At 52.4% G+C, this 23054-nt stretch carries 22 protein-coding genes, 2 tRNA genes and 1 rRNA gene; 7 read left to right on the plus strand and 18 right to left on the minus strand.

The features are described from left to right. Nucleotides 1–12 precede the first annotated feature (12 nt). The 4 genes from wecA to trxA form a co-directional block, all read right to left on the minus strand. Nucleotides 13–1116 carry a UDP-N-acetylglucosamine--undecaprenyl-phosphate N-acetylglucosaminephosphotransferase gene (gene wecA / locus NNO03_RS14470; RefSeq protein WP_271449834.1) on the minus strand — a complete coding sequence of 368 codons (1104 nt, stop codon included), beginning with the start codon at nucleotides 1114–1116 and terminating at the stop codon, nucleotides 13–15. A gap of 239 nt (nucleotides 1117–1355) precedes the next feature. Further along, the gene (gene rho, locus NNO03_RS14475; protein ID WP_002437993.1) at nucleotides 1356–2615 is read right to left on the minus strand and encodes a transcription termination factor Rho; all 1260 of its coding nucleotides are present in this window, start codon (nucleotides 2613–2615) and stop codon (nucleotides 1356–1358) included. A gap of 78 nt (nucleotides 2616–2693) precedes the next feature. Next, a complete protein-coding gene (locus NNO03_RS14480) occupies nucleotides 2694–2777 on the minus strand; it encodes a rho operon leader peptide (protein WP_101743114.1) in 84 nt (27 codons plus the stop codon). A gap of 176 nt (nucleotides 2778–2953) precedes the next feature. Further along, entirely contained in the window at nucleotides 2954–3283 is a 330-nt protein-coding gene (gene trxA / locus NNO03_RS14485; RefSeq protein WP_001280776.1) for a thioredoxin TrxA, read from the minus strand. Between the two features lie 239 nt (nucleotides 3284–3522). On the opposite strand from trxA, the gene rhlB reads away from it, so the two are divergent. After that, a complete protein-coding gene (rhlB, locus tag NNO03_RS14490) occupies nucleotides 3523–4791 on the plus strand; it encodes an ATP-dependent RNA helicase RhlB (RefSeq protein ID WP_137383183.1) in 1269 nt (422 codons plus the stop codon). Nucleotides 4792–4927: 136 nt separating this feature from the next. Then, nucleotides 4928–6409, plus strand: coding sequence for a guanosine-5'-triphosphate,3'-diphosphate diphosphatase (gppA, locus tag NNO03_RS14495; protein WP_271440995.1), 1482 nt, complete (start codon nucleotides 4928–4930; stop codon nucleotides 6407–6409). A gap of 48 nt (nucleotides 6410–6457) precedes the next feature. On the opposite strand, the gene rep is transcribed toward gppA, so the two are convergent. Continuing rightward, nucleotides 6458–8479 carry a DNA helicase Rep gene (rep, locus tag NNO03_RS14500; RefSeq protein ID WP_271449835.1) on the minus strand — a complete coding sequence of 674 codons (2022 nt, stop codon included), beginning with the start codon at nucleotides 8477–8479 and terminating at the stop codon, nucleotides 6458–6460. 116 nt (nucleotides 8480–8595) lie between these two features. On the opposite strand from rep, the gene ppiC (NNO03_RS14505) reads away from it, so the two are divergent. Continuing rightward, nucleotides 8596–8877: a peptidylprolyl isomerase PpiC gene (gene ppiC / locus NNO03_RS14505; protein ID WP_035896545.1), complete on the plus strand. Its 282-nt coding sequence runs from the start codon at nucleotides 8596–8598 to the stop codon at nucleotides 8875–8877. A gap of 51 nt (nucleotides 8878–8928) precedes the next feature. Beyond that, nucleotides 8929–9210, plus strand: coding sequence for a peptidylprolyl isomerase PpiC (gene ppiC / locus NNO03_RS14510; RefSeq protein ID WP_003017999.1), 282 nt, complete (start codon nucleotides 8929–8931; stop codon nucleotides 9208–9210). Nucleotides 9211–9286: 76 nt separating this feature from the next. Here ppiC (NNO03_RS14510) and NNO03_RS14515 read toward each other — a convergent pair whose 3' ends face one another. From NNO03_RS14515 to ilvC, 3 genes are all read right to left on the minus strand, one after another. Next, the gene (locus tag NNO03_RS14515) at nucleotides 9287–9652 is read right to left on the minus strand and encodes a DUF1360 domain-containing protein (protein ID WP_137383186.1); all 366 of its coding nucleotides are present in this window, start codon (nucleotides 9650–9652) and stop codon (nucleotides 9287–9289) included. Then, a complete protein-coding gene (locus NNO03_RS14520) occupies nucleotides 9645–10088 on the minus strand; it encodes an Rrf2 family transcriptional regulator (RefSeq protein WP_271440993.1) in 444 nt (147 codons plus the stop codon). The genes NNO03_RS14515 and NNO03_RS14520 overlap by 8 nt, the downstream gene beginning before the upstream one ends. 192 nt (nucleotides 10089–10280) lie before the next feature. Then, entirely contained in the window at nucleotides 10281–11756 is a 1476-nt protein-coding gene (gene ilvC / locus NNO03_RS14525) for a ketol-acid reductoisomerase (RefSeq protein WP_271449836.1), read from the minus strand. Nucleotides 11757–11920: 164 nt separating this feature from the next. Here ilvC and ilvY point away from each other — a divergent pair, with 164 nt between their 5' ends. Continuing rightward, nucleotides 11921–12811, plus strand: a complete 891-nt coding sequence (gene ilvY, locus NNO03_RS14530; protein ID WP_271440992.1) for an HTH-type transcriptional activator IlvY — start codon at nucleotides 11921–11923, stop codon at nucleotides 12809–12811. Nucleotides 12812–12833: 22 nt separating this feature from the next. On the opposite strand, the gene ilvA is transcribed toward ilvY, so the two are convergent. The 6 genes from ilvA to ilvL all read right to left on the minus strand — a co-directional run bounded on the left by ilvA (nucleotide 12834) and on the right by ilvL (nucleotide 19385). Then, nucleotides 12834–14378, minus strand: a complete 1545-nt coding sequence (gene ilvA / locus NNO03_RS14535) for a threonine ammonia-lyase, biosynthetic (RefSeq protein WP_271449837.1) — start codon at nucleotides 14376–14378, stop codon at nucleotides 12834–12836. Nucleotides 14379–14382: 4 nt separating this feature from the next. Continuing rightward, entirely contained in the window at nucleotides 14383–16233 is a 1851-nt protein-coding gene (gene ilvD / locus NNO03_RS14540) for a dihydroxy-acid dehydratase (protein ID WP_271440990.1), read from the minus strand. A gap of 60 nt (nucleotides 16234–16293) precedes the next feature. Further along, nucleotides 16294–17223, minus strand: coding sequence for a branched-chain amino acid transaminase (locus NNO03_RS14545; protein WP_271440989.1), 930 nt, complete (start codon nucleotides 17221–17223; stop codon nucleotides 16294–16296). 17 nt (nucleotides 17224–17240) lie between these two features. Continuing rightward, nucleotides 17241–17504, minus strand: coding sequence for an acetolactate synthase 2 small subunit (gene ilvM, locus NNO03_RS14550; RefSeq protein ID WP_003018017.1), 264 nt, complete (start codon nucleotides 17502–17504; stop codon nucleotides 17241–17243). Further along, the gene (gene ilvG, locus NNO03_RS14555) at nucleotides 17501–19147 is read right to left on the minus strand and encodes an acetolactate synthase 2 catalytic subunit (protein WP_271449838.1); all 1647 of its coding nucleotides are present in this window, start codon (nucleotides 19145–19147) and stop codon (nucleotides 17501–17503) included. The genes ilvM and ilvG overlap by 4 nt, the downstream gene beginning before the upstream one ends. 139 nt (nucleotides 19148–19286) lie before the next feature. Then, the gene (gene ilvL, locus NNO03_RS14560; RefSeq protein ID WP_001311244.1) at nucleotides 19287–19385 is read right to left on the minus strand and encodes an ilv operon leader peptide; all 99 of its coding nucleotides are present in this window, start codon (nucleotides 19383–19385) and stop codon (nucleotides 19287–19289) included. A 352-nt stretch (nucleotides 19386–19737) separates the two neighbouring features. Between ilvL and NNO03_RS14565 the strand changes: the two genes are divergently transcribed. Next, a complete protein-coding gene (locus NNO03_RS14565; protein ID WP_271449839.1) occupies nucleotides 19738–21258 on the plus strand; it encodes a YifB family Mg chelatase-like AAA ATPase in 1521 nt (506 codons plus the stop codon). A 24-nt stretch (nucleotides 21259–21282) separates the two neighbouring features. On the opposite strand, the gene maoP is transcribed toward NNO03_RS14565, so the two are convergent. Then, nucleotides 21283–21621: a macrodomain Ori organization protein MaoP gene (gene maoP / locus NNO03_RS14570; protein WP_003018025.1), complete on the minus strand. Its 339-nt coding sequence runs from the start codon at nucleotides 21619–21621 to the stop codon at nucleotides 21283–21285. 106 nt (nucleotides 21622–21727) lie between these two features. Between maoP and hdfR the strand changes: the two genes are divergently transcribed. Next, a complete protein-coding gene (hdfR, locus tag NNO03_RS14575; protein ID WP_271449840.1) occupies nucleotides 21728–22573 on the plus strand; it encodes an HTH-type transcriptional regulator HdfR in 846 nt (281 codons plus the stop codon). Between the two features lie 102 nt (nucleotides 22574–22675). On the opposite strand, the gene NNO03_RS14580 is transcribed toward hdfR, so the two are convergent. The 3 genes from NNO03_RS14580 to rrf form a co-directional block, all read right to left on the minus strand. Further along, nucleotides 22676–22751 (minus strand) — tRNA-Trp (locus NNO03_RS14580). Between the two features lie 52 nt (nucleotides 22752–22803). Further along, a tRNA-Asp gene (locus NNO03_RS14585) sits at nucleotides 22804–22880 on the minus strand. Nucleotides 22881–22935: 55 nt separating this feature from the next. After that, nucleotides 22936–23051: ribosomal RNA gene (gene rrf / locus NNO03_RS14590) — 5S ribosomal RNA — on the minus strand. Between the last annotated feature and the right edge of the window lie 3 nt (nucleotides 23052–23054).

Here is a 23054-nt window from a genome sequence, read left to right on the forward strand (position 1 = left end):
CGCATCCTCAATTCACTTGGTTAAGTTTGGTTTGCCTTCACGAATTCTTCGCAGTCTGCGCTTCACTCGCTTGATAAATCTCGCCACTTTCCAGGCACGCTTGATACAGTATCCGTAGAGGCCAAATGCCATTAAAAACAGCACCAGCATGGCCCATTCCGGAACCAAACGGAAATATTCAGCCAGCACACCGATCGATGCCAGCACGGCCGCAGCCAGCGTAATCAGAACAAATGCCTGGCGGGAAGTAAACCCAGCCCGCATCACCAAATGATGAATGTGCTGGCGATCGGCTGAGAACGGGCTCATGCCCTTACGCAAACGCCGGTACATGATTGCCACCATATCCATCAATGGGATGGCGATAATCCACAGTGCGGTAACTGGGCTTATAGGATGCGTTTTGCCCTGCGTGGTTTCCAGCAGGATCCAGATGATGGTAAAACCAATCAGCGTACTGCCGGCATCACCCATGAAGACTTTATAACGGCGCCCAAGAACGCCCAGGTTCAGCAGAATATAAGGCAGAATGGCGGCGATCATCGCAAAACACCATACGGCCAGACTCGTCTGCCCATCGAACCACAGGATAAACCCCATCGCCGCGAATGAAACGCTGGACAGCCCACCTAACAGGCCGTCAATGCCGTCCACCATATTGAAAGCATTAATTGCCGCCCAGACGGCAAACAGCGTCAGTAAATAGCCAAACGGACCAAGAATCATCTCCCAGGGGCCAAAAATATACCCAAGGCTAAGCAGATAGAGTTTGCCAACCGACATCATGATGATGCCGATCGCGGCCTGGATAGTTGCGCGAATTTTTACACTGATATCAAAACGATCGTCCAGCGCGCCAACCAAAACCAGCACGCCGGCACAGGCCAGATAGAGAGAAGCATGCGGGATGTAATAATCAGCAATCACAAACGTAAAGCAAATACCTGCGTAAGCCGAAATCCCCCCAACCAGCGGGATCAATCCTTGATGCCGTTTGCGAAAGTTGGGTTTATCCACTAAACCAATCTTTTTTGCGATCTTGCGCGCAAAGAAAAGAAACAGTGTTGTGAATAAAAAAATACTGATGAGATCAGTGCTTACTGTCAGTAAATTCACAATGCATGCTCTCAGAGAAAATTAATAGCAGAAGTATAACCACGAAGACCTTTATTCAGAAGGGAAACCCGTCTCCATATCCGATGGTTCTGTATAATTATCAACCACAAGATACAAATTACGAATCTTTTTCAACCTGGCGGTATGTCATACCGTATTATTGTTATTGTGTCGTTAAGATTACAGGCATAAAAGCAAAACGCCACGTAAAAACGTGGCGTTTTCGGATGATGTCTGAATTATGAGCGCTTCATCATATCGAAGAAGTCATCATTGGTCTTGGTCATCGCCAGCTTATTAATGAGGAACTCCATCGCATCAATTTCACCCATCGGATGGATGATTTTGCGCAGGATCCACATTTTCTGCAGCTCTTCCTGGGTGGTAAGCAGCTCTTCTTTACGGGTACCGGAACGATTGTAGTCGATAGCCGGGAAGACGCGTTTTTCAGCAATCTTACGAGAGAGATGCAGTTCCATGTTGCCGGTACCTTTAAACTCTTCGTAGATAACTTCATCCATTTTAGAGCCGGTATCGATAAGCGCAGTTGCGATGATGGTCAGGCTGCCACCCTCTTCCACGTTACGTGCCGCACCGAAGAAACGCTTCGGACGGTGCAGGGCGTTAGCGTCCACACCACCGGTCAGTACTTTACCGGAAGCCGGGACCACGGTGTTGTAAGCACGCGCCAGACGTGTGATGGAGTCGAGCAGGATGATAACGTCTTTCTTATGTTCAACCAGACGTTTCGCCTTCTCGATTACCATTTCCGCAACCTGAACGTGGCGAGATGCGGGTTCGTCAAAGGTAGAAGCCACAACTTCACCTTTAACCAGACGCTGCATCTCGGTCACTTCTTCCGGACGTTCGTCAATCAGCAGAACCATCAGCACGCAGTCCGGGTGGTTGTAGGCAATGCTCTGCGCAATGTTCTGCAGCAGCATTGTTTTACCCGCTTTCGGCGGTGCTACAATCAGACCACGTTGACCACGACCGATCGGCGATGCCAGATCCAGTACGCGCGCCGTTAAGTCCTCGGTAGAACCATTACCACGCTCCATACGCAGACGGGAGTTTGCGTGCAGCGGCGTTAAGTTTTCGAAGAGGATTTTGTTACGGGCGTTTTCCGGTTTGTCGTAGTTAACTTCGTTAACTTTCAACAGCGCAAAATAGCGTTCACCTTCTTTCGGCGGGCGAATCTTACCAGAAATGGTATCACCAGTGCGGAGGTTGAAACGGCGGATTTGGCTTGGGGAAACGTAGATGTCATCAGGACCGGCGAGGTAGGAGCTGTCTGCAGAGCGGAGGAAACCAAATCCATCCTGCAATATCTCCAGCACACCGTCACCAAAGATATCTTCGCCACTCTTTGCGTGCTGCTTCAGGATGGCAAAAATAATGTCCTGCTTGCGCATACGAGCCAGGTTTTCAAGGCCCATATTTTCGCCGAGAGTGATCAGCTCAGAAACCGGCGTATTCTTTAATTCGGTAAGATTCATAATGGTGTGAGTTCTTAAACTTGGGGTAAATCTCGAACTTAATGTTGTGAATGGTATGGCAGGGTCATCCATGCCTGTTTACGGCCATCGACTCATGTCTGTTCGCTGTCTGGTCACAGGAAAGTACGCAGAACTGAAACGACAAGACGGATTGAGTGACAAGGCCCTGAATCTGTCAACTTCTCGCACGAGAAACAACGGGAAGTATTGGATAAAGCTAGATTCAAACTTAATAAGGTATGTTTAATACGAAGTCAACACTAACTTAGCACGACTCAAGTCGGGCGTCCAGTCATCCGAATCATTTCGAAGTATGGCCGCCCGATCATGATACTTCCTTACGCTAAGTTAGCGTCGAGGAACTCTTTCAACTGACCTTTGGACAGTGCGCCAACTTTAGTCGCCGCAACTTCACCGTTTTTAAACAGCAGAAGGGTCGGGATGCCACGAATACCATACTTCGGCGCGGTGCCTGGGTTTTGGTCAATGTTCAGTTTAGCAACCGTCAATTTGCCCTGATATTCGTCAGCGATTTCATCCAGAATCGGAGCGATCATTTTGCACGGACCGCACCACTCTGCCCAGAAATCAACGAGGATCGCTCCGTCCGCTTTGAGTACATCCGTGTCAAAACTGTCGTCAGTCAGGTGAATAATTTTATCGCTCATAATAACTCCACAGGAATAAGCCTGGTGTGTTGGTGTTTACACATCATCCTTCAAGCCGCCTTTTTGTTGGCTGTGCGCTGTGTCCCAGTTACGTACTCAGTACGCTTCTGTGGACCCATTCACTTGCCATCTCGACGCATCATGAATGAATTGTGTACAGTATTAACCAACTAAAGGTTGACTTTATTTCACCGGATACGCTTTCGTAAAGCAATAGTAAGCTGATATTCTACCACACTATGAGCAAAACACATTTAACAGAACAGAAGTTTTCCGACTTCGCCCTGCACCCAAAGGTGATAGAAGCCCTTGAAAATAAAGGGTTTCATAACTGCACGCCCATTCAGGCCCTCGCGCTGCCGCTAACGCTGGCAGGCCGTGATGTTGCAGGGCAGGCGCAAACCGGTACCGGAAAAACGATGGCGTTCCTGACGTCAACGTTTCATTATCTTCTCTCTCATCCCGCGATTGCCGATCGCAAGGTGAACCAACCGCGTGCGTTAATTATGGCGCCAACGCGTGAGTTAGCCGTGCAGATCCACGCCGACGCTGAGCCGCTGGCACAGACCACTGGTCTGAAATTAGGCCTGGCTTATGGCGGTGATGGCTATGACAAACAGCTGAAAGTGCTGGAAAGCGGCGTCGATATTCTTATCGGCACTACCGGTCGTCTCATTGACTACGCAAAGCAGAACCATATCAACCTGGGCGCGATTCAGGTCGTGGTACTGGATGAAGCCGATCGTATGTACGATCTTGGCTTTATTAAAGATATTCGTTGGCTGTTCCGCCGTATGCCGCCAACCACTCAACGCCTGAACATGCTGTTTTCCGCAACCCTCTCTTACCGCGTCCGTGAACTGGCGTTTGAACAGATGAACAACGCCGAGTACGTTGAAGTTGAACCGGAACAGAAGACGGGCCACCGTATTAAAGAAGAACTCTTCTATCCTTCAAACGAAGAGAAAATGCGTTTGCTGCAAACGCTGATTGAAGAAGAGTGGCCAGATCGCGCCATTGTTTTTGCGAACACCAAACATCGCTGTGAAGAGATCTGGGGCAGTCTTGCTGCTGACGGACATCGCGTAGGCCTGCTTACCGGTGATGTGGCGCAGAAAAAACGCCTGCGTATCCTTGATGAGTTCACCCGTGGCGATCTCGATATTCTCGTCGCGACCGATGTCGCGGCACGTGGCCTGCACATTCCAGCCGTAACGCACGTGTTTAACTATGACCTGCCGGATGATTGTGAAGATTACGTCCACCGCATTGGTCGTACAGGTCGTGCAGGCGCAAGTGGTCATTCTATTAGCCTGGCTTGTGAAGAGTACGCGCTGAATTTACCTGCAATCGAGACCTACATTGGCCACTCGATTCCGGTCAGTAAGTACAACCCGGACGCGCTGATGACCGACCTGCCGAAGCCGCTGCGCCTGACGCGCCCACGCCCAGGCAATGGCCCGCGTCGTACCGGCGGTGCCCCACGTAATCGTCGTCGTTCAGGTTAAGAAAAGTTATGCCATACACAAAATCATTCAGCCTGTATCAAGGCGGCAAGAAAACGAATCCCGATGAGCTTACTTTAGTCAGTAATTCGGGTGAGAGAACGCAGCCAACACAGATACAGGTTGAAGGATGAAGTGTATGAATTCTACTTCGCTGTATGCGGCAATAGATCTCGGCTCTAATAGTTTTCATATGCTGGTTGTACGCGAGGTGGCGGGAAGCATCCAGACGCTCACGCGTATCAAACGCAAGGTGCGTCTGGCTGCCGGCCTGAACAACGACAACGTTCTCTCCGCTGAAGCCATGGAACGCGGCTGGCAATGTCTGCGCCTGTTTGCAGAACGTCTGCAGGATATCCCACACCCGCAAATCCGCGTCGTCGCCACCGCGACACTACGTATTGCCGTAAACGCCAACGCGTTTATCGCTAAAGCACAAGAGATCCTCGGCTGTCCTGTCCAGGTGATTAGCGGCGAAGAAGAAGCCCGACTGATTTATCAGGGTGTCGCCCATACTACCGGCGGAGCCGATCAGCGCCTGGTCGTTGATATTGGTGGTGCCAGTACTGAACTGGTCACCGGTTCCGGCGCACAAACCACCTCCTTGTTTAGTCTGTCAATGGGCTGCGTTACCTGGCTCGAACGGTACTTCACCGATCGTAATCTGGCGCAGGAAAATTTTGACGAAGCAGAGAAGGCGGCGCGTGAGGTTCTACGCCCGGTAGCAGATAAACTGCGCTTTCATGGCTGGAAAGTCTGTGTTGGTGCCTCTGGTACCGTGCAGGCACTACAGGAAATCATGATGGCGCAGGGAATGGATGAGCGTATTACGCTGGCGAAACTCCAGCAGTTAAAACAGCGCGCCATTCATTGTGGACGCCTGGAAGAGCTGGAAATAGAGGGCCTAACGCTGGAACGCGCATTGGTGTTCCCCAGCGGACTGGCCATTCTGATCGCTATTTTCACGGAACTGAACATTCAGTGCATGACCCTCGCAGGTGGCGCATTACGCGAAGGTCTGGTCTACGGCATGTTACATCTGGCAGTGGATCAGGATATTCGCAGCCGTACGTTGCGTAATATTCAGCGTCGATTTATGGTCGATACTGAGCAAGCGCATCGGGTTGCCAATCTGGCGACTAAATTCCTCGATCAGGTAGAAAAAAAGTGGCATCTTGAAGCGATAAGTCGTGAACTACTGATTAGCGCCTGCCAGTTACATGAAATTGGGCTGAGCGTCGATTTTAAGCAGGCACCACAGCATGCGGCGTATCTGGTACGCAACCTCGATCTCCCGGGATTTACCCCCGCGCAAAAAAAACTGTTAGCCACGCTGTTATTAAATCAGACCAACCCAGTCGATCTCTCTTCGCTCCACCAGCAAAACGCCGTGCCTCCGCGTATCGCTGAGCATCTTTGTCGCTTGTTACGGCTTGCGATCATCTTCGCAAGTCGTCGCCGTGACGATTTAGTGCCCGAAGTTCATTTAGATGCAAGAGATGAACACCTTACGGTAACGCTACCTGCTGGATGGCTGGCGCATCACCCACTGGGTAAAGAGCTCATCGATCAAGAAAGCCAGTGGCAAAGCTATGTTCACTGGCCTTTAGAAGTGCACTAAACTTCAAGTATTGCCGGATGGCGCTACGCTTATCCGGCCTACAAAAACCTACTTCTCTTTTGCTTTGGCCATCATAGCCCGAATATTCGCGATGCTGGCTTGCCCCTTTTGCATCCGCTCCTCAGCGCTCACCACTTTACGCTCCTGTTCCCAGATTACGTCATCCTGTGGCAGTTCCAGCAGGAAGCGGCTCGGCTCCGGACGCACCAGCTCCCCGTATTGACGGCGTTCTTTGCACAACGTGAAGATAAGCTCTTTCTGTGCACGGGTAATGCCGACGTAGGCCAGACGACGCTCTTCATCAATGTTGTCTTCATCAATGCTGCTCTGATGAGGTAAAAAGCCCTCTTCCATTCCCACCATAAACACATAGGGGAACTCCAGCCCTTTTGAAGCATGTAGCGTCATCAGCTGCACCTGATCCAACTCTTCTTCGCTTTCTCCACGCTCCATCATATCGCGCAGGGTAAAACGGGTAACAACCTGAGTCAGGGTCATCGGCTCTTCCAGATCGCTGCCTTCCAGCATCTCCGTCATCCAACTGAACAGCGTGTTGACGTTCTTCATACGCATTTCCGCCGCTTTTGGGCTCGGCGAAGTCTCATACAGCCAGGATTCGTAATCAATGCCATGGATCAGGTCACGCACGGCGGCAATCGGTTCACGCTCCGCGAGGCGCTGGATTTCCCCTAGCCAGTGCGTAAAGCGGGTCAGAGAATCATAACCGCGGCCGGTCAGCGTCTGACTGAGCCCCATATCAAAACTGGCGGTAAACAGGCTTTTATTACGCGTCATGGCCCACTCACCCAACTTTTGCAGTGTCGCTGGGCCGATCTCACGCTTCGGTGTATTAACAATACGCAGAAACGCGCTGTCGTCATCCGGGTTGCTCAGCACGCGCAGATAGGCGAGCAGATCTTTGATTTCCGGACGCGAGAAAAACGATGTCCCCCCGGAAATTTTGTACGGGATGCGGTTCTGCATCAGGAATTTTTCGAACACTCGTGACTGGTGGTTGCCACGATACAGGATCGCATAGTCCTTATACTGCGTCTTATTCACGAAGTGATGAGCAATCAACTCCCCGGTCACACGTTCCGCTTCATGCTCTTCGTTGTTGGCACTCAGTACTTTCAGCTCAGGTCCGTAGCCCAGCTCAGAGAACAACCGCTTTTCAAATACATGCGGGTTATTGGCAATGAGGATGTTCGCGGCCTTCAGGATACGCCCGGAAGAACGATAGTTCTGCTCCAGCTTAACCACCTGCAGCGCCGGAAAATCTTTGCTCAGCAGCACCAGGTTTTGTGGACGCGCACCACGCCACGAGTAAATCGACTGATCGTCATCACCCACGACGGTGAAGCGTGCACGGCTGCCCACCAATAACTTCACCAACTCGTACTGGCTGGTGTTGGTATCCTGATATTCATCCACCAGCAGGTAGCGAATCTTGTTTTGCCAGCGCTCACGAACCTCTTCATTACGTTGAAGCAGAAGCGTCGGGAGTAAGATCAGATCGTCAAAGTCAAGAACGTTACACGCCTTCATATGCGCGTCGTACAGACCATAGCAGTGCGCAAAAATACGATCGCGTTCGCCTTTAGCGCTGGCCGCTGCCTGCGCCGGGGTCATCAGATCGTTTTTCCAGTTGGAGATCGTGGAGATCAGCTGTTGGAGGATCAGTTTATCGTCCTCAATTAACCCTTCGGTCAGTTCCTTAAGCAGGGCGACCTGATCGGTATCGTCAAACAGCGAGAAGTTCGACTTCATCCCCAACGCCGCAAATTCACGCTTGATGATATCCAGCCCCAGAGTGTGGAAGGTGGAGATCATCAATCCACGTGCCTCTTTACGACCGAGCGTCTGCGCTACACGCTCTTTCATTTCACGGGCGGCCTTATTGGTAAACGTCACCGCCGCGATATGCCGCGCCTGATAGCCACAAACGCGAATCAGGTGCGCAATTTTATTGGTGATAACGCGCGTCTTACCGGAACCCGCTCCCGCCAGCACCAGGCAAGGGCCAGTGACGAATTCGACGGCTTGTTGTTGTCCGGGGTTTAAACGCATAGGGGCATTGCTCAATCTGTAAACACGGGGGTGTGGATTGTAGCAGAAAGTCAGGCTGAGATTTACCCGCCGAATGGTAAAGTGTTGGGTAGCAAATCAACGATAAGAGTGACCTTATGGCAAAGAGCGCGGCAGCCCTGCACATCCTGGTAAAAGAAGAAAAACTGGCGCTGGAGATCCTCAGCAAACTGGAGCGAGGAATCAGCTTCGATCATCTGGCAAAACGCTATTCCCGCTGCCCTTCCGGGCGCAACGGCGGCGATCTTGGCGAGTTCAAGCAGGGAATGATGGTGGGGCCATTCGACGCCGCCGTTTTTAGCTGCCCGCTACTTAAGCCTTTCGGGCCGGTCAAAACCAAATTTGGCTATCACATCATCAAGGTGCTGTATCGGCGATAAGCCATGCTAAAATCGCCAGCCTTACAGACTCGCTTATAGAAAGGCTCGATCATGGCAAAAACAGCAGCAGCAGTGCATATCCTGGTGAAAGAAGAGAAACTGGCACTGGATCTTCTGGAACAGATTAAAAACGGCGCCGATTTCGGCAAGCTGGCGAAGAAGCACTCCATCTGCCCATCGGGCAAACGCGGCGGTGACTTAGGTGAATTCCGCCAGGGCCAGATGGTTCCGGCGTTTGATAAAGTGGTCTTCTCCTGCCCAGTGCTGGAGCCAACCGGCCCGCTGCACACTCAGTTCGGTTACCACATCATTAAGGTGCTGTACCGTAACTAAGGTGTATCCCCGGCGTCGGCGTTGCCTCGTCCGGGCTACCGGTCGTTCGTAGCCCGGACGAGGCAACGCCGGATTTTTATTTCTGCGATTGCAGCGTCTGCTGGGCGTTATGCTTCATCACGTGGGTGCTAACCGCCGCCTGGAACACCTTAAACATCAGGCCGTTAATCAGCGTGGTGATAGTAATCACGATAAACGCCGTCATCACCCAGTCAATCAGCGCAAACCCGCTGTTCAACAGCGCCGGGCGATATACCGCCATCCCGCCAAATACCACCCAGTGGCTTAAGCAATAGAAGCAGTGGAATAAGTGCCCCATCAGCGCGTTCTTTTCCGTCGTCCATTCGCGAAACGCGGCAAACAGCTCCGTCTGCGTCACCGTCATCGAAATACTGCTCGCCGCCATCGCAATCATCAGGCAGGTGGTTAAATTTTCAATCATGGTCGTGGCCTTTGTCGTTGAAGTAGCTAATAAATTCGCTGCCGATATCCTGTAGCGTCAGGCGTTTAAAACGATCGAGGATCAGCGTCTGCGCATCGGCGAGCGTCTCTGACATCACCCGGTTTACCCCCTGTTCTACCAGGCACTGCGGGTTTTCGCTGCGGTTGCCCAACGCAAACAGCGCCGGTTCGCCGAGCGCCATGTAGATATCGTAAAGCGTGATGTCGCTAACCGGCCGACACAGCCGCCAGCCGCCGTGGTGCCCCTTAGTGGCACAGACAATGTTGTTTTCCCTGAGCCCGGCAAGCAGCTTGCGGATGAATGCCGGATTGCCGTCGATAAAGGCAGCCATCTGTTCGGATGTCAGAGGTTTGTCCATCTGCTCCAGGTGAAGCAGGATGTGCAGCGTTGCTGAGAATGAGTTGTTTGTTTTCATGTAACTTACAATATTACATAAGATAGATATGAGCAATCCCAGAAATGATCATCTGTACAAATAAAAGCTATCTACATGATAAAAAGATGAATTTAGATGATAAGAGAGTGGAGCGAGCGATCCCGTCAAACGCAGATAAAAAAACGGCCCGGTAGCGAGGCGCTGACCGGGCCGGATGATAACGAGGTTTTATTAGCCTGCTACTGCGATACGCTTCATATCGGTCATGTAGCCGCGCAGTTTCTTACCAACCTGCTCGATAGCGTGGCCGCGAACAGCTTCGTTCACGTCGCGCAGCTGAGCGTTGTCTACCGCGCCTTCAGCAATCGCTTTGCCCAGGTCGCCGGTCTGCAGGGTAGTCATAAACTCTTTCAGCAGCGGTACGCAAGCGTAAGAGAACAGGTAGTTACCGTATTCTGCGGTATCGGAGATAACCACGTTCATTTCGTACAGACGCTTACGGGCGATGGTGTTCGCGATCAGCGGCAGTTCGTGCAGTGATTCGTAGTAAGCAGACTCTTCGATGATGCCGGAATCCACCATGGTTTCGAACGCCAGCTCAACGCCCGCTTTCACCATCGCAATCATCAGAACACCTTTATCGAAGTATTCCTGCTCGCCGATTTTACCTTCAAACTGCGGTGCGGTTTCGAACGCGGTTTTACCGGTCTCTTCACGCCAGGTCAGTAGTTTCTTATCGTCGTTAGCCCAGTCAGCCATCATGCCGGCAGAGAATTCACCGGAGATGATGTCATCCATATGTTTCTGGAACAGCGGCGCCATGATCGCTTTCAGCTGTTCGGACAGCGCATAAGCGCGCAGTTTTGCCGGGTTAGACAGACGGTCCATCATCAGAGTGATGCCGCCCTGCTTCAGCGCTTCGGTGATGGTTTCCCAACCGAACTGAATCAGTTTTTCTGCGTAAGCCGGGTCGGTACCTTCTTCCACCAGCTTGTCGAAGCACAGCAGAGAGCCCGCCTGCAGCATACCGCACAGGATAGTCTGCTCGCCCATCAGATCAGATTTCACTTCTGCCACAAAGGAGGATTCCAGCACGCCCGCACGGTGACCACCTGTTGCCGCAGCCCAGGCTTTAGCGATGGCCATGCCCTCGCCTTTCGGATCGTTTTCCGGGTGAACCGCGATCAGCGTTGGTACACCGAAACCACGTTTGTACTCTTCACGCACTTCGGTACCCGGACACTTCGGTGCCACCATCACTACGGTGATGTCTTTACGGATCTGCTCGCCCACTTCAACAATGTTGAAGCCGTGGGAGTAACCCAGCGCCGCGCCGTCTTTCATCAGCGGCTGTACGGAACGCACAACGTCGGAGTGCTGTTTGTCTGGCGTCAGGTTCACTACCAGATCCGCCTGCGGGATCAGCTCTTCGTAGGTACCCACTTTGAAGCCGTTTTCAGTCGCTTTACGCCAGGAAGCACGTTTCTCAGCGATCGCTTCTTTACGCAGGGCGTAGGAGATATCCAGACCGGAGTCACGCATGTTCAGGCCCTGGTTCAGACCCTGCGCGCCACAGCCGACGATGACCACTTTTTTACCCTGAAGGTAGCTTGCGCCGTCGGCGAATTCTTCGCGGCCCATGAAGCGACATTTGCCCAACTGAGCCAGCTGCTGACGCAGATTCAGTGTATTAAAGTAGTTAGCCATGATGGTGTACTCCGTGATGTTGTGTTGTGGTGCTTATTATTCGGTTCGCAGATTTGTATTTGCGAGAATGAACCCACATTACAACAGGAAATTTATTGCGGAAATTGATATATTCACAACATCACATTGCAATTTATGCAACGTAGAAACCCGGAGGCTCGTCTGTGGATTTACGCGATCTAAAAACCTTCCTGCACCTGGCGGAAAGTCGCCACTTTGGCCGAAGTGCACGGGCCATGCACGTCAGTCCTTCTACGCTTTCCCGGCAGATTCAACGCCTGGAAGAGGATCTTGGTCAGGCGCTATTTGTCCGTGATAACCGCACGGTCACGCTCACCGAAGCGGGTGAAGAGCTGCGCGTTTTTGCCCAACAGACGCTGCTGCAGTATCAGCAATTACGCCATACCATTGATCAGCAAGGACCGTCGTTGTCCGGTGAACTGCATATCTTCTGCTCGGTGACTGCCGCCTACAGCCATTTACCACCGATCCTTGATCGCTTCCGTGCCGAACACCCGTCGGTGGAAATCAAACTCACTACCGGTGATGCCGCTGATGCGATGGATAAAGTGGTCACTGGCGAGGCTGACCTGGCGATTGCCGGGAAGCCAGAAACGCTGCCTGGCGCGGTGGCCTTTTCCATGTTGGAGAACCTGGCTGTGGTATTGATAGCGCCAGCACTGCCTTGCCCGGTACGCAATCAGATTTCCGTAGAGGAACCTGATTGGTCCACAGTACCCTTTATCATGGCTGACCAGGGGCCGGTTCGCCGCCGTATTGAGCTATGGTTCCGGCGCAATAAAATCAGCAATCCCTCTATTTACGCCACGGTCGGTGGTCACGAGGCAATGGTATCCATGGTCGCACTGGGCTGCGGCGTAGCATTGTTGCCAGAAGTGGTGCTGGAAAACAGCCCGGAGCCGGTACGTAACCGCGTGATGATACTGGAACGTAGCGACGAAAAAACGCCGTTTGAGCTGGGCGTATGCGCACAAAAAAAGCGGCTGCATGAGCCGCTGATTGATGCGTTCTGGAGCTTGCTACCTGGGCACTAATGCCGGAAGCGCCTTATCCGGCCTACCCTGCCAGAAAGAACCTGAACGCAGGGTTATGACTCTCATCATGGCAGTCGTAGCCCAGCTCATTTAGTCGCGTTTCAAAATCCGGCTCATGATCGCCCAGTTCAAACGCCGCCAGAACACGGCCGTAGTCAGTTCCATGACTGCGATAGTGGAACAATGAAATATTCCAGTGCGTCCCAAGAGTATGCAGAAACTTCAGCAACGCCCCCGGCGATTCCGGGAATTCGAAGCTGAACAGCCGCTCCTGCAAGGGTTTTGACGGACGTCCACCGACCATATAGCGCACGTGCAGTTTTGCCATTTCATCGTCGGAAAGGTCCACCACACTGTAGCCACCCTCGTTGAGCAACTGGAGGATTTCCTTGCGCTCTTCCAGACCGCGACTCAGACGTACCCCGACAAAAATACAGGCGTCTTTGGCATCAGCAAAACGGTAGTTAAACTCAGTCACCGAGCGCCCACCCAGCAATTGGCAGAATTTCAGGAAGCTGCCCTTCTCTTCCGGGATGGTCACTGCCAGCAATGCTTCACGTTGTTCCCCCAACTCGCAGCGTTCAGAAACGTAGCGCAGGCCGTGGAAATTAACGTTGGCCCCAGAAAGCACATGCGCCAGCCGTTCACCGCGAATATTGTGCTGGGCGATGTATTTTTTCATTCCCGCCAGCGCCAGCGCGCCCGATGGCTCAGCCACGGCTCGCACATCTTCAAACAGGTCTTTCATCGCCGCGCAAATAGCATCGCTATCGACGGTGATAATGTCATCGAGATACTCCTGGCACAGACGGAAGGTTTCATCACCAATGCGTTTGACCGCTACGCCTTCAGCAAAAAGACCGACGCGCGGGAGATCCACCGGATGACCCGCATCCAGCGCCGCTTTCAGGCAGGCAGAATCTTCAGCTTCCACGGCAATCACTTTGATTTGTGGCATCAGTTGTTTGATTAGCACTGCGACACCGGCGGCCAGACCACCGCCGCCGACCGGTACAAAAACGCGATCAAGATGGGCATCCTGCTGCAGTAACTCCAGCGCCAGCGTACCTTGCCCGGCAATCACCATCGGGTGATCGAACGGCGGGACCCAGGTAAAGCCCTGCTGTTGCGACAGCTCAATTGCTTTGGCTTTGGCTTCATCAAAGTTCGCCCCGTGCAGCAATACTTCGCCACCGAAACCGCGCACGGCATCGACTTTGATATCAGCGGTAGCCGTCGGCATGACAATCAGCGCTTTCACCCCTAATCGCGCAGAGGAGAACGCCACGCCCTGGGCATGGTTTCCTGCTGATGCAGTGATGACGCCATGCGCTTTCTGCGCTTCAGTCAGTCCCGCCATCATGGCATAGGCTCCGCGCAGCTTGAAACTGTGCACGGGCTGTCGGTCTTCGCGTTTCACCAGAATGACGTTATCGAGGCGCGAAGAGAGCTTGTCCATTTTTTGTAGCGGTGTGACCTGCGCCGCTTCGTACACCGGCGCACGCAGTACCGCTCTGAGATATTCAGCACCTTCCGGCGTGCCGGACAGGGGTTGTGAATCCGCCATCGTCTTAACCCCCCAGTTTCGATTTATCGCGCACCGCACCTTTGTCGGCGCTGGTTGCCAGGCTGGCATAGGCGCGCAGGGCAAAAGAGACCTGACGCTGACGATCTTTTGGTGTCCAGGCTTTGTCACCGCGTGCTTCCTGCGCTTCACGGCGCGCAGCGATTTCCGCATCACTCAGTTGCAGCTGAATACCACGATTCGGGATATCGATAGCAATCATGTCGCCATCTTCGATAATCGCGATATTACCGCCACTGGCCGCTTCCGGTGAAACGTGACCGATAGAGAGTCCCGAAGTACCGCCGGAGAAACGGCCATCTGTTATCAGCGCACAGGCCTTGCCGAGGCCCATCGATTTCAGGAAGGTAGTAGGGTAGAGCATTTCCTGCATGCCCGGCCCGCCTTTCGGCCCTTCATAGCGAATAACTACCACGTCGCCGGCAACCACTTTGCCGCCAAGAATAGCCTCAACCGCATCGTCCTGGCTTTCATACACTTTTGCCGGGCCGGTGAATTTCAGGATGCTGTCATCCACGCCTGCGGTTTTCACGATGCAGCCGTTTTCCGCGAAGTTACCGTACAACACAGCCAGGCCGCCGTCTTTGCTGTAGGCGTGTTCCAGCGAGCGGATACAACCTTCGGCGCGATCGTCATCCAGCGTATCCCAACGGCAGTCCTGCGAGAACGCCTGGGTGGTACGGATGCCGGCCGGGCCTGCGCGGAACATCTTTTTCACCGCGTCATCTTTGGTCAGCATCACGTCATACCGATCGAGCGTTTGCGGCAGCGTCAGACCCAACACGTTTTTCACGTCACGGTTCAGCAGGCCTGCTCTGTCCAGTTCACCTAAAATGCCCAGTACGCCGCCCGCACGGTGCACATCTTCCATATGGTATTTCTGCGTACTCGGCGCCACTTTACACAGTTGCGGGACTTTGCGGGACAGCTTGTCGATGTCACTCATAGTGAAGTCGATTTCCGCTTCCTGCGCTGCCGCCAGCAGGTGCAGAACGGTGTTGGTGGAGCCGCCCATTGCGATATCCAGGGTCATAGCGTTTTCAAACGCCGCCTTGCTGGCAATGTTGCGCGGCAGAGCGGAAGCGTCATCCTGCTCATAATAGCGTTTGGTCAACTCGACAATACGCGAACCGGCATTGAGAAACAGTTGCTTACGGTCAGCGTGGGTCGCCAGCAACGAACCATTACCTGGCTGCGACAGACCCAGCGCTTCGGTCAGACAGTTCATCGAGTTGGCGGTGAACATCCCCGAGCAGGAGCCGCAAGTCGGACAGGCGGAACGCTCAACCTGTTCGCTTTGTGAGTCAGAGACTTTCGGGTCCGCGCCCTGAATCATCGCATCAACCAGGTCGAGCTTGATGATTTGGTCAGAAAGCTTGGTTTTCCCGGCTTCCATTGGGCCACCGGAAACAAAGATCACCGGAATATTCAGGCGCAAAGAGGCCATTAACATCCCGGGGGTGATTTTGTCGCAGTTGGAGATGCAGACCATCGCATCGGCACAGTGGGCGTTAACCATGTACTCGACCGAATCGGCAATCAGCTCGCGCGACGGCAGTGAATACAGCATGCCCCCGTGGCCCATGGCAATTCCGTCATCCACAGCAATGGTGTTGAACTCTTTTGCTACGCCGCCTGAAGCTTCAATTTGTTCGGCAACCAGCTTACCGAGATCGCGCAGATGCACGTGCCCTGGCACGAACTGGGTAAAGGAGTTCACCACAGCGATAATCGGTTTACCGAAGTCGTCATCGGTCATCCCGGTGGCGCGCCACAATGCGCGGGCACCCGCCATATTACGGCCATGGGTGGTGGTGGCAGAACGATACTTAGGCATGCTTGATTAACTCCCGTCTGTCTAATAATTGGGACGGTGCGTGCCGTCCCAAATTTATGTTTATTGATTAACCTGATCCAACCAGCCGTATTTATCTTCTGTTTCACCGGTGAAGAGGCCAAAGAAGGCTTGCTGGATGCGTTTGGTGACCGGACCGCAGCGGCCTTCGCCCACCTGGATACCATCGACGCTGCGTACTGGAGTGATTTCCGCCGCGGTACCGGACATGAACACTTCGTCAGCCAGGTACAGCGATTCACGGGAAAGTACCTGCTCACGCACCTCGATATCGAGATCTTTTGCCAGCTTGATGATCGCGTCACGCGTGATGCCTGGCAGTGCAGAAGAGGTAAATGGTGGGGTAAACAGAATGCCGTCTTTAACTTCAAACAGGTTTTCACCGGCACCTTCGGAGATATAGCCATTCACGTCCAGCGCAATACCTTCCTGATAACCATGACGACGCGCTTCGCTACCCACCAGCAACGAAGACAGATAGTTACCGCCCGCTTTAGCCGCGGTAGGGATAGTGTTTGGTGCAACACGGTTCCAGGAAGAAACCATGGCATCAATCCCCTGATCCAGAGCATCTGCACCAAGGTAAGCGCCCCACGGGAACGCAGCAATAATCACATCCGTGGTGTATCCCGCAGGCGGGTTAACGCCCATACCTACATCGCCAACAAACACCAGCGGACGGATATAGGCGCTGGTCAGATTGTTTTTGCGGATCACCGCGCGGCATGCTTCCATCAGTTCATCAACGCTCTGAGAGACCGGAAAACGATAGATCTTGGCTGAATCACGCAGACGCTGCATGTGCTCGCGATGACGGAACACCACCGGCCCTTTGTGAGAGTCGTAGCAACGGATGCCTTCAAATACCGAAGTACCGTAATGCAGCGCGTGGGACATCACGTGAACCTTCGCGTCTTCCCAACGAATCATCTCGCCATTAGACCAAATGTAATCAGCTTTTTTCGTCGTCATTTTTCTTCCTTTTGCGCTCAGGCGCGGATTTGTTGTGATGTGGTTGTGCTCTGGCAGATAGCAACGTGCGCAACATCTACCAGTTTACTTAACTGACTAAACAGTAAGTCGACCGACCGGGGGCTGGCAACGGTCAATTCGATATTTATATTCTGCGCATCGCTGGCGGCTTCCATATTCATGGAGCACACCTGAAAACCACGATGGCGTACCACGCGTAAAACACGTTCTAACGTTTCCGGATTGAAACGAGCCTCAACGGCGACCTGATGTTGCATCATGATAATTTCTCCAGCATTTCTGAGTTGCTGGCACCTGGTGGTACCAGAGGCCAGACATTCTCAAGTTCGTCGATTGAGACATGAAGCAGGTATGGCCCCTCACTGTTCAGCATAGTGTCGAGAGCCGCTTCAACCTGGTCTTTACGGGTGATGTGTTGACCTGGGATGCCGAAGGCACTGGCCAACATGAGGAAATCGGGGTTATCGGTAAGGGTGGTTTCGCTATAACGTTCCTGGAAAAACAGCTGCTGCCATTGTCGAACCATGCCTAACCGTTGGTTGTCGAGTAAGACGATCTTCAACGGCAATTGCTTACGTTTTACGGTGCCCAGCTCCTGTACATTCATCATGAAGGAACCGTCACCGGAGATACAGATTACCGTATCGTTCGGGCGAGCTACCTGCGCGCCAACCGCAGCAGGTAAACCAAAGCCCATCGTTCCCAGCCCGCTGGAAGTAATGAAATTTTCCGGGCGGGTATAGGTCATATGCTGTGCCGACCACATCTGATGCTGGCCAACATCCGTTGTAACAACGCTATCCGCAGGTTTACGGTCCGACAGTTGTTTTAACAACAACGGCGCATAGATGGCCTCACCCGGATGGTCGTAGCGCCAGGTATGCTCTGCGCGCAGTTCTGCACTGTGCTGACGCCAGGCGCCAACGTTCAGAGGTTGTTGTAATGCCGGTAACAGCGTATTTAAATCGCCCTGTAACGCTACGTGCGCCTGACGCAGTTTGTTCATCTCAGCCGGATCGATATCCATGTGGATCACGCTGGCGTTCGGAGCGAAGGTGTTCAGCTTGCCAGTCACCCGGTCATCAAAACGAGCCCCGACAGCGATCAGTAAGTCGCATTCCTGCACCGCAAAATTCGCGGCCTTGGTTCCGTGCATCCCCAGCATTCCCAAGTAATACGGATAATCAGCGTCAACGGCGCCCAGACCTTTCAGCGTACAAGCGACCGGTAATTGGGTCAGCGCGATAAATTCACGCAGGGCAGGAACCGCCTGCGCCATACCAACGCCCCCCCCTACGTACAGGATTGGTTTTTGCGCCTGCGCCAGCATGTTACGCGCCAGCTCAACGTCAGCATGAGGGAATGCGGCCGAATCTTCTACGGTCGTGAAATACGGTTCCAGCATACCGCTGGCTAACTGGATATCTTTCGGGATATCAACCAGAACAGGCCCCGGACGGCCGGAGTTAGCCACGTTGAAAGCTTCCGCCATAATGCGCGGCAACTCCTCCAGTGACTGGACCAGGAAGCTATGTTTGGTGCAGGACAGTGACATACCCAGCACGTCCACTTCCTGAAACGCATCGGTTCCGATGAATGGTGCAGCAACCTGGCCGGTGATGGCCACAACAGGAACGGAATCTAACAGCGCATCAGCAAGACCCGTAATCAGGTTGGTCGCACCCGGACCGGAAGTGGCAATACATACACCGGTTTTACCTGTAGAACGGGCATAGCCAATAGCCGCCATCGCCGCCCCCTGCTCATGACGGCACAACAGGTGTTCTACGCCGCCGTCATACAACGCATCGTAAACCGGCATAATTGCGCCACCGGGATAACCGAAAACGGTTTTAACCCCTTGTGCACGCAACGCATGTACCACCCACTGAGCCCCATTCATAGTTACATCCCCGCCGTAAATCTTGAGAAACAGAATTTTATGCTACCGTTCACTTTCTGCTCCTCATGTCTGTTTTTAAGGTCAAAAAAAACCCCCGAACCTTTCGGTGCGGGGGTCTTAGTTCGTTAAGGCTTGTTTTCTAAGCCTTTCCTCGTCCAAGTGCAGCCCCGCACGGTGGGATAATAATCACCACCACGCTAATCACGACCAGGCTAATCACTCGTAGAAGGGCTGTCATTTTTGTATTTTCTTGCATCTTGTTCGAAGGAATACCTAAAGAGTTACCATAGAATTTGCGAATAGCACAAGATATTTTTGTTTTCATTTTTCTGACGCCGTTAACGGTTTAGATAAATACCGTTGTTTTTTATACAAAAAATATAAAATGAAAATATTTCACGTTTCAGCGCATCAGCACAATCTGCGATCCCTTCTCTCAGCACACTCATACGCATTTGCGAGCGAGATTCCAGACATAGTGCAAACAATACCTGAGTACACAAAAACACAGGAATAAGCATCTAAAAACACCAATTATGCAGAATCTTGCCAATATCTATTGAGACATAATATTCCTATCAGGAGGGGTTATGTCACTATCGATTGTTCACACACGCGCCGCCCTCGGCGTGAATGCACCAGCCATTACCATCGAAGTACATATTAGTAATGGCCTGCCTGGTTTAACCATGGTGGGGTTACCTGAAACGACAGTGAAAGAGGCTCGCGATCGGGTACGCAGTGCAATTATTAATAGCGGGTATGAATTCCCCGCCAGGAAGATAACCATCAACCTGGCTCCGGCTGACCTCCCCAAAGAAGGTGGGCGATATGATTTACCTATCGCCGTTGCGCTTCTGGCCGCCTCTGAGCAGCTTACAACCCATAATCTCGATACCTATGAGCTGGTAGGCGAATTAGCGCTTACAGGCGCTTTACGCGGCGTTCCAGGCGCTATATCAAGTGCAACCGAAGCGATTCGTGCAGGCCGGCGAATCATTGTCGCTAAAGAGAATGCCGCAGAAGTTGGCCTAATACACGGTGAAGGGTGCTTGATTGCCGATCACCTTCAGGCGGTATGCGCATTTCTGGAAGGAAAGCATGATTTAGATAAACCGCAATCTGCAGACTTTACCGCCGAACCTTCGCCAGAGGATCTCAGTGATGTCATCGGTCAGGAACAGGGCAAACGGGGGCTGGAGATCACCGCCGCAGGTGGTCACAACCTCCTGCTTATCGGCCCTCCGGGTACGGGCAAGACCATGCTGGCCAGCCGCCTCAGGGGATTGCTTCCTCCACTTAGCAACGATGAGGCGCTGGAAAGTGCAGCGATCCTCAGTCTGGTCAATTCCGATACAATACAAAAACAGTGGAAGCAACGCCCTTTTCGTTCTCCCCATCACAGTGCTTCATTAACCGCAATGGTGGGGGGGGGTTCTATTCCCGCCCCGGGAGAGATCTCCCTGGCGCATAACGGTATATTATTTCTGGATGAATTACCTGAGTTTGAGCGACGCACGCTGGATGCACTACGCGAGCCTATTGAGTCTGGACAGATCCATTTGTCCCGCACGCGGGCTAAAATAACCTACCCAGCGCGTTTTCAACTGATTGCTGCTATGAATCCCAGCCCAACGGGCCATTATCAGGGGAACCATAACCGCAGCAGTTCAGAACAGACGCTGCGTTATCTCAATCGACTATCAGGGCCTTTTCTTGACCGCTTTGATCTCTCCCTCGAAATCCCCTTGCCACCCCCAGGCATACTCAGCCAGTGCGCGGTGAAAGGAGAAGACAGCGCTACGGTAAAACAACGCGTTCTGGCTGCACGGGAACGTCAGTACCAGCGGCAAAATAAGTTAAATGCGTATCTGGACAGTCAGGATATACATAAATTTTGCATGCTTCGTAGAGATGATGCGCACTGGCTTGAGGACACGTTAGCTCGTCTTGGATTGTCCATCCGCGCCTGGTTACGTCTGATAAAAGTCGCACGTACAATTGCGGATATTGAACAGTGCGACCATATCACCCGCCTGCACTTACAGGAGGCCGTTGCTTATCGGGCGATAGATCGGTTATTAATTCACCTGCAGAAATTACAGGCATAAAAAAAGGGCTTACGCCCTTTTTTATTAATCATCAGATTCGGTGTAATCTTCCGCACCTTCTACCTGAGGTTTCCCGCCAGACAGAGTGTGGAAACGTTTCGGACGTTTAATCCGCGTCATGTACTTGGACCACACACGTTCAGCTTCAGTAACCGGTTCACGTTCACCGCGGCATACCGCAACAAACAATTTTTCTTCTTCCGTTACTGGCTCACGTTTGCCCAGATCCAGCTCGTTGAAGGCATAGCCATGACGCTCGAGCAGCTGTGCCTCTTTAATGGTGAAATCACCATGACGGGAGAATCCGCGGGGGTAATATTTATTGTCGAAATATCGATTAGTCGTCGTAAAGCTTTCCGCCATCCTGCACGCTCCTAATTCTTTGGCCGAGCTATTTATGGCGCGGAGTATTAGTTACGCTTGACAGAGCGTCAAACAAAAGATTTAAATCATCACGACAAATAATTTTATGGAGCGCGTTGTGGATACGGAATTGTTAAAAACTTTCCTGGAAGTTAGCCGGACACGCCACTTTGGTCGGGCAGCTGAAGCGCTCTACCTGACCCAGTCGGCAGTAAGTTTTCGGATCAGACAACTGGAAAATCAACTGGGTGTGAACCTGTTCACCCGACACAGAAACAATATTCGTTTGACCGCTGCGGGTGAGAAATTATTGCCTTACGCAGAAACGCTGATGAATACGTGGCAAGCAGCACGTAAGGAGGTCGCAAATACCTCGCGGCACAACGAGTTTTCGATCGGTGCCAGTGCATCCCTTTGGGAATGCATGCTCAATGACTGGTTGCGGCGTTTATACCAATCTCAGGAGCCACAATCCAGCCTGCAGTTTGAAGCGCGAATAGCTCAGCGTCAGTCGTTAGTAAAGCAGCTCCATGAAAGACAACTGGATCTGCTAATTACGACAGAAACCCCAAAAATGGACGAATTTAGCAGCCAACTGTTGGGATATTTCACGCTGGCGCTTTATTGTAGTTCCCCTTCGCAAACCAAAGATGAACTGAATTATCTGCGTCTGGAATGGGGACCGGATTTTCAGCAGCACGAAGCGGGATTGATTGCAGGAGATGAAGTACCGGTACTTACCACCAGTTCTGCAGAACTGGCAAGACAGCAACTTTCTGTAATTAAGGGGTTTAGTTGGCTTCCCGTCAACTGGGCCAGAACCAAAAGCGATCTTCACACAGTTACTGACAGTACGACGCTTTCACGTCCGTTATATGCGGTTTGGCTGCAAAATAGCGACAAACATGCGCTAATTCGTGATTTGCTGAAAACAAATATTTTGGAAGATTAATGAAAACGCTGGCAAGGATGCCGGGAAACAATGAACAGGAAGATCTCGAACAAAATGTTCAGGTAAAAAAAAATCCTTAGCAAAAATGCTAAGGATTATTTCTGGCAGGGGCGGAGAGACTCGAACTCGCGACACCCGGTTTTGGAGACCGGTGCTCTACCAACTGAGCTACGCCCCTAAATTTTCTTATCATTAAGCCTGCTTAGTAGCAGGCTTAATTTTCTAATAAGTGGCGGAACGGACGGGACTCGAACCCGCGACCCCCTGCGTGACAGGCAGGTATTCTAACCAACTGAACTACCGCTCCACCGAATTTCTTTGTCACCACCCGGATTATTCATCCCGGTTTACTGCAATTTGATGCCTGGCAGTTCCCTACTCTCGCATGGGGAGACCCCACACTACCATCGGCGCTACGGCGTTTCACTTCTGAGTTCGGCATGGGGTCAGGTGGGACCACCGCGCTACAGCCGCCAGGCAA

This window comes from Citrobacter sp. Igbk 16 (assembly GCF_028069755.1).
GTDB lineage: Bacteria > Pseudomonadota > Gammaproteobacteria > Enterobacterales > Enterobacteriaceae > Citrobacter.

Coding starts and splice junctions, on each gene's coding strand:
- rho (WP_002437993.1), bottom strand. CDS start 2,615: ATGAATCTTACCGAATTAAAGAATACGCCGGTTTCTGAGCTGATCACT.
- trxA (WP_001280776.1), bottom strand. CDS start 3,283: ATGAGCGATAAAATTATTCACCTGACTGACGACAGTTTTGACACGGAT.
- rhlB (WP_137383183.1), top strand. CDS start 3,523: ATGAGCAAAACACATTTAACAGAACAGAAGTTTTCCGACTTCGCCCTG.
- gppA (WP_271440995.1), top strand. CDS start 4,928: ATGAATTCTACTTCGCTGTATGCGGCAATAGATCTCGGCTCTAATAGT.
- rep (WP_271449835.1), bottom strand. CDS start 8,479: ATGCGTTTAAACCCCGGACAACAACAAGCCGTCGAATTCGTCACTGGC.
- ppiC (WP_035896545.1), top strand. CDS start 8,596: ATGGCAAAGAGCGCGGCAGCCCTGCACATCCTGGTAAAAGAAGAAAAA.
- ppiC (WP_003017999.1), top strand. CDS start 8,929: ATGGCAAAAACAGCAGCAGCAGTGCATATCCTGGTGAAAGAAGAGAAA.
- NNO03_RS14515 (WP_137383186.1), bottom strand. CDS start 9,652: ATGATTGAAAATTTAACCACCTGCCTGATGATTGCGATGGCGGCGAGC.
- NNO03_RS14520 (WP_271440993.1), bottom strand. CDS start 10,088: ATGAAAACAAACAACTCATTCTCAGCAACGCTGCACATCCTGCTTCAC.
- ilvC (WP_271449836.1), bottom strand. CDS start 11,756: ATGGCTAACTACTTTAATACACTGAATCTGCGTCAGCAGCTGGCTCAG.
- ilvA (WP_271449837.1), bottom strand. CDS start 14,378: ATGGCGGATTCACAACCCCTGTCCGGCACGCCGGAAGGTGCTGAATAT.
- ilvD (WP_271440990.1), bottom strand. CDS start 16,233: ATGCCTAAGTATCGTTCTGCCACCACCACCCATGGCCGTAATATGGCG.
- NNO03_RS14545 (WP_271440989.1), bottom strand. CDS start 17,223: ATGACGACGAAAAAAGCTGATTACATTTGGTCTAATGGCGAGATGATT.
- ilvM (WP_003018017.1), bottom strand. CDS start 17,504: ATGATGCAACATCAGGTCGCCGTTGAGGCTCGTTTCAATCCGGAAACG.
- ilvG (WP_271449838.1), bottom strand. CDS start 19,147: ATGAATGGGGCTCAGTGGGTGGTACATGCGTTGCGTGCACAAGGGGTT.
- ilvL (WP_001311244.1), bottom strand. CDS start 19,385: ATGACAGCCCTTCTACGAGTGATTAGCCTGGTCGTGATTAGCGTGGTG.
- NNO03_RS14565 (WP_271449839.1), top strand. CDS start 19,738: ATGTCACTATCGATTGTTCACACACGCGCCGCCCTCGGCGTGAATGCA.
- maoP (WP_003018025.1), bottom strand. CDS start 21,621: ATGGCGGAAAGCTTTACGACGACTAATCGATATTTCGACAATAAATAT.
- hdfR (WP_271449840.1), top strand. CDS start 21,728: ATGGAGCGCGTTGTGGATACGGAATTGTTAAAAACTTTCCTGGAAGTT.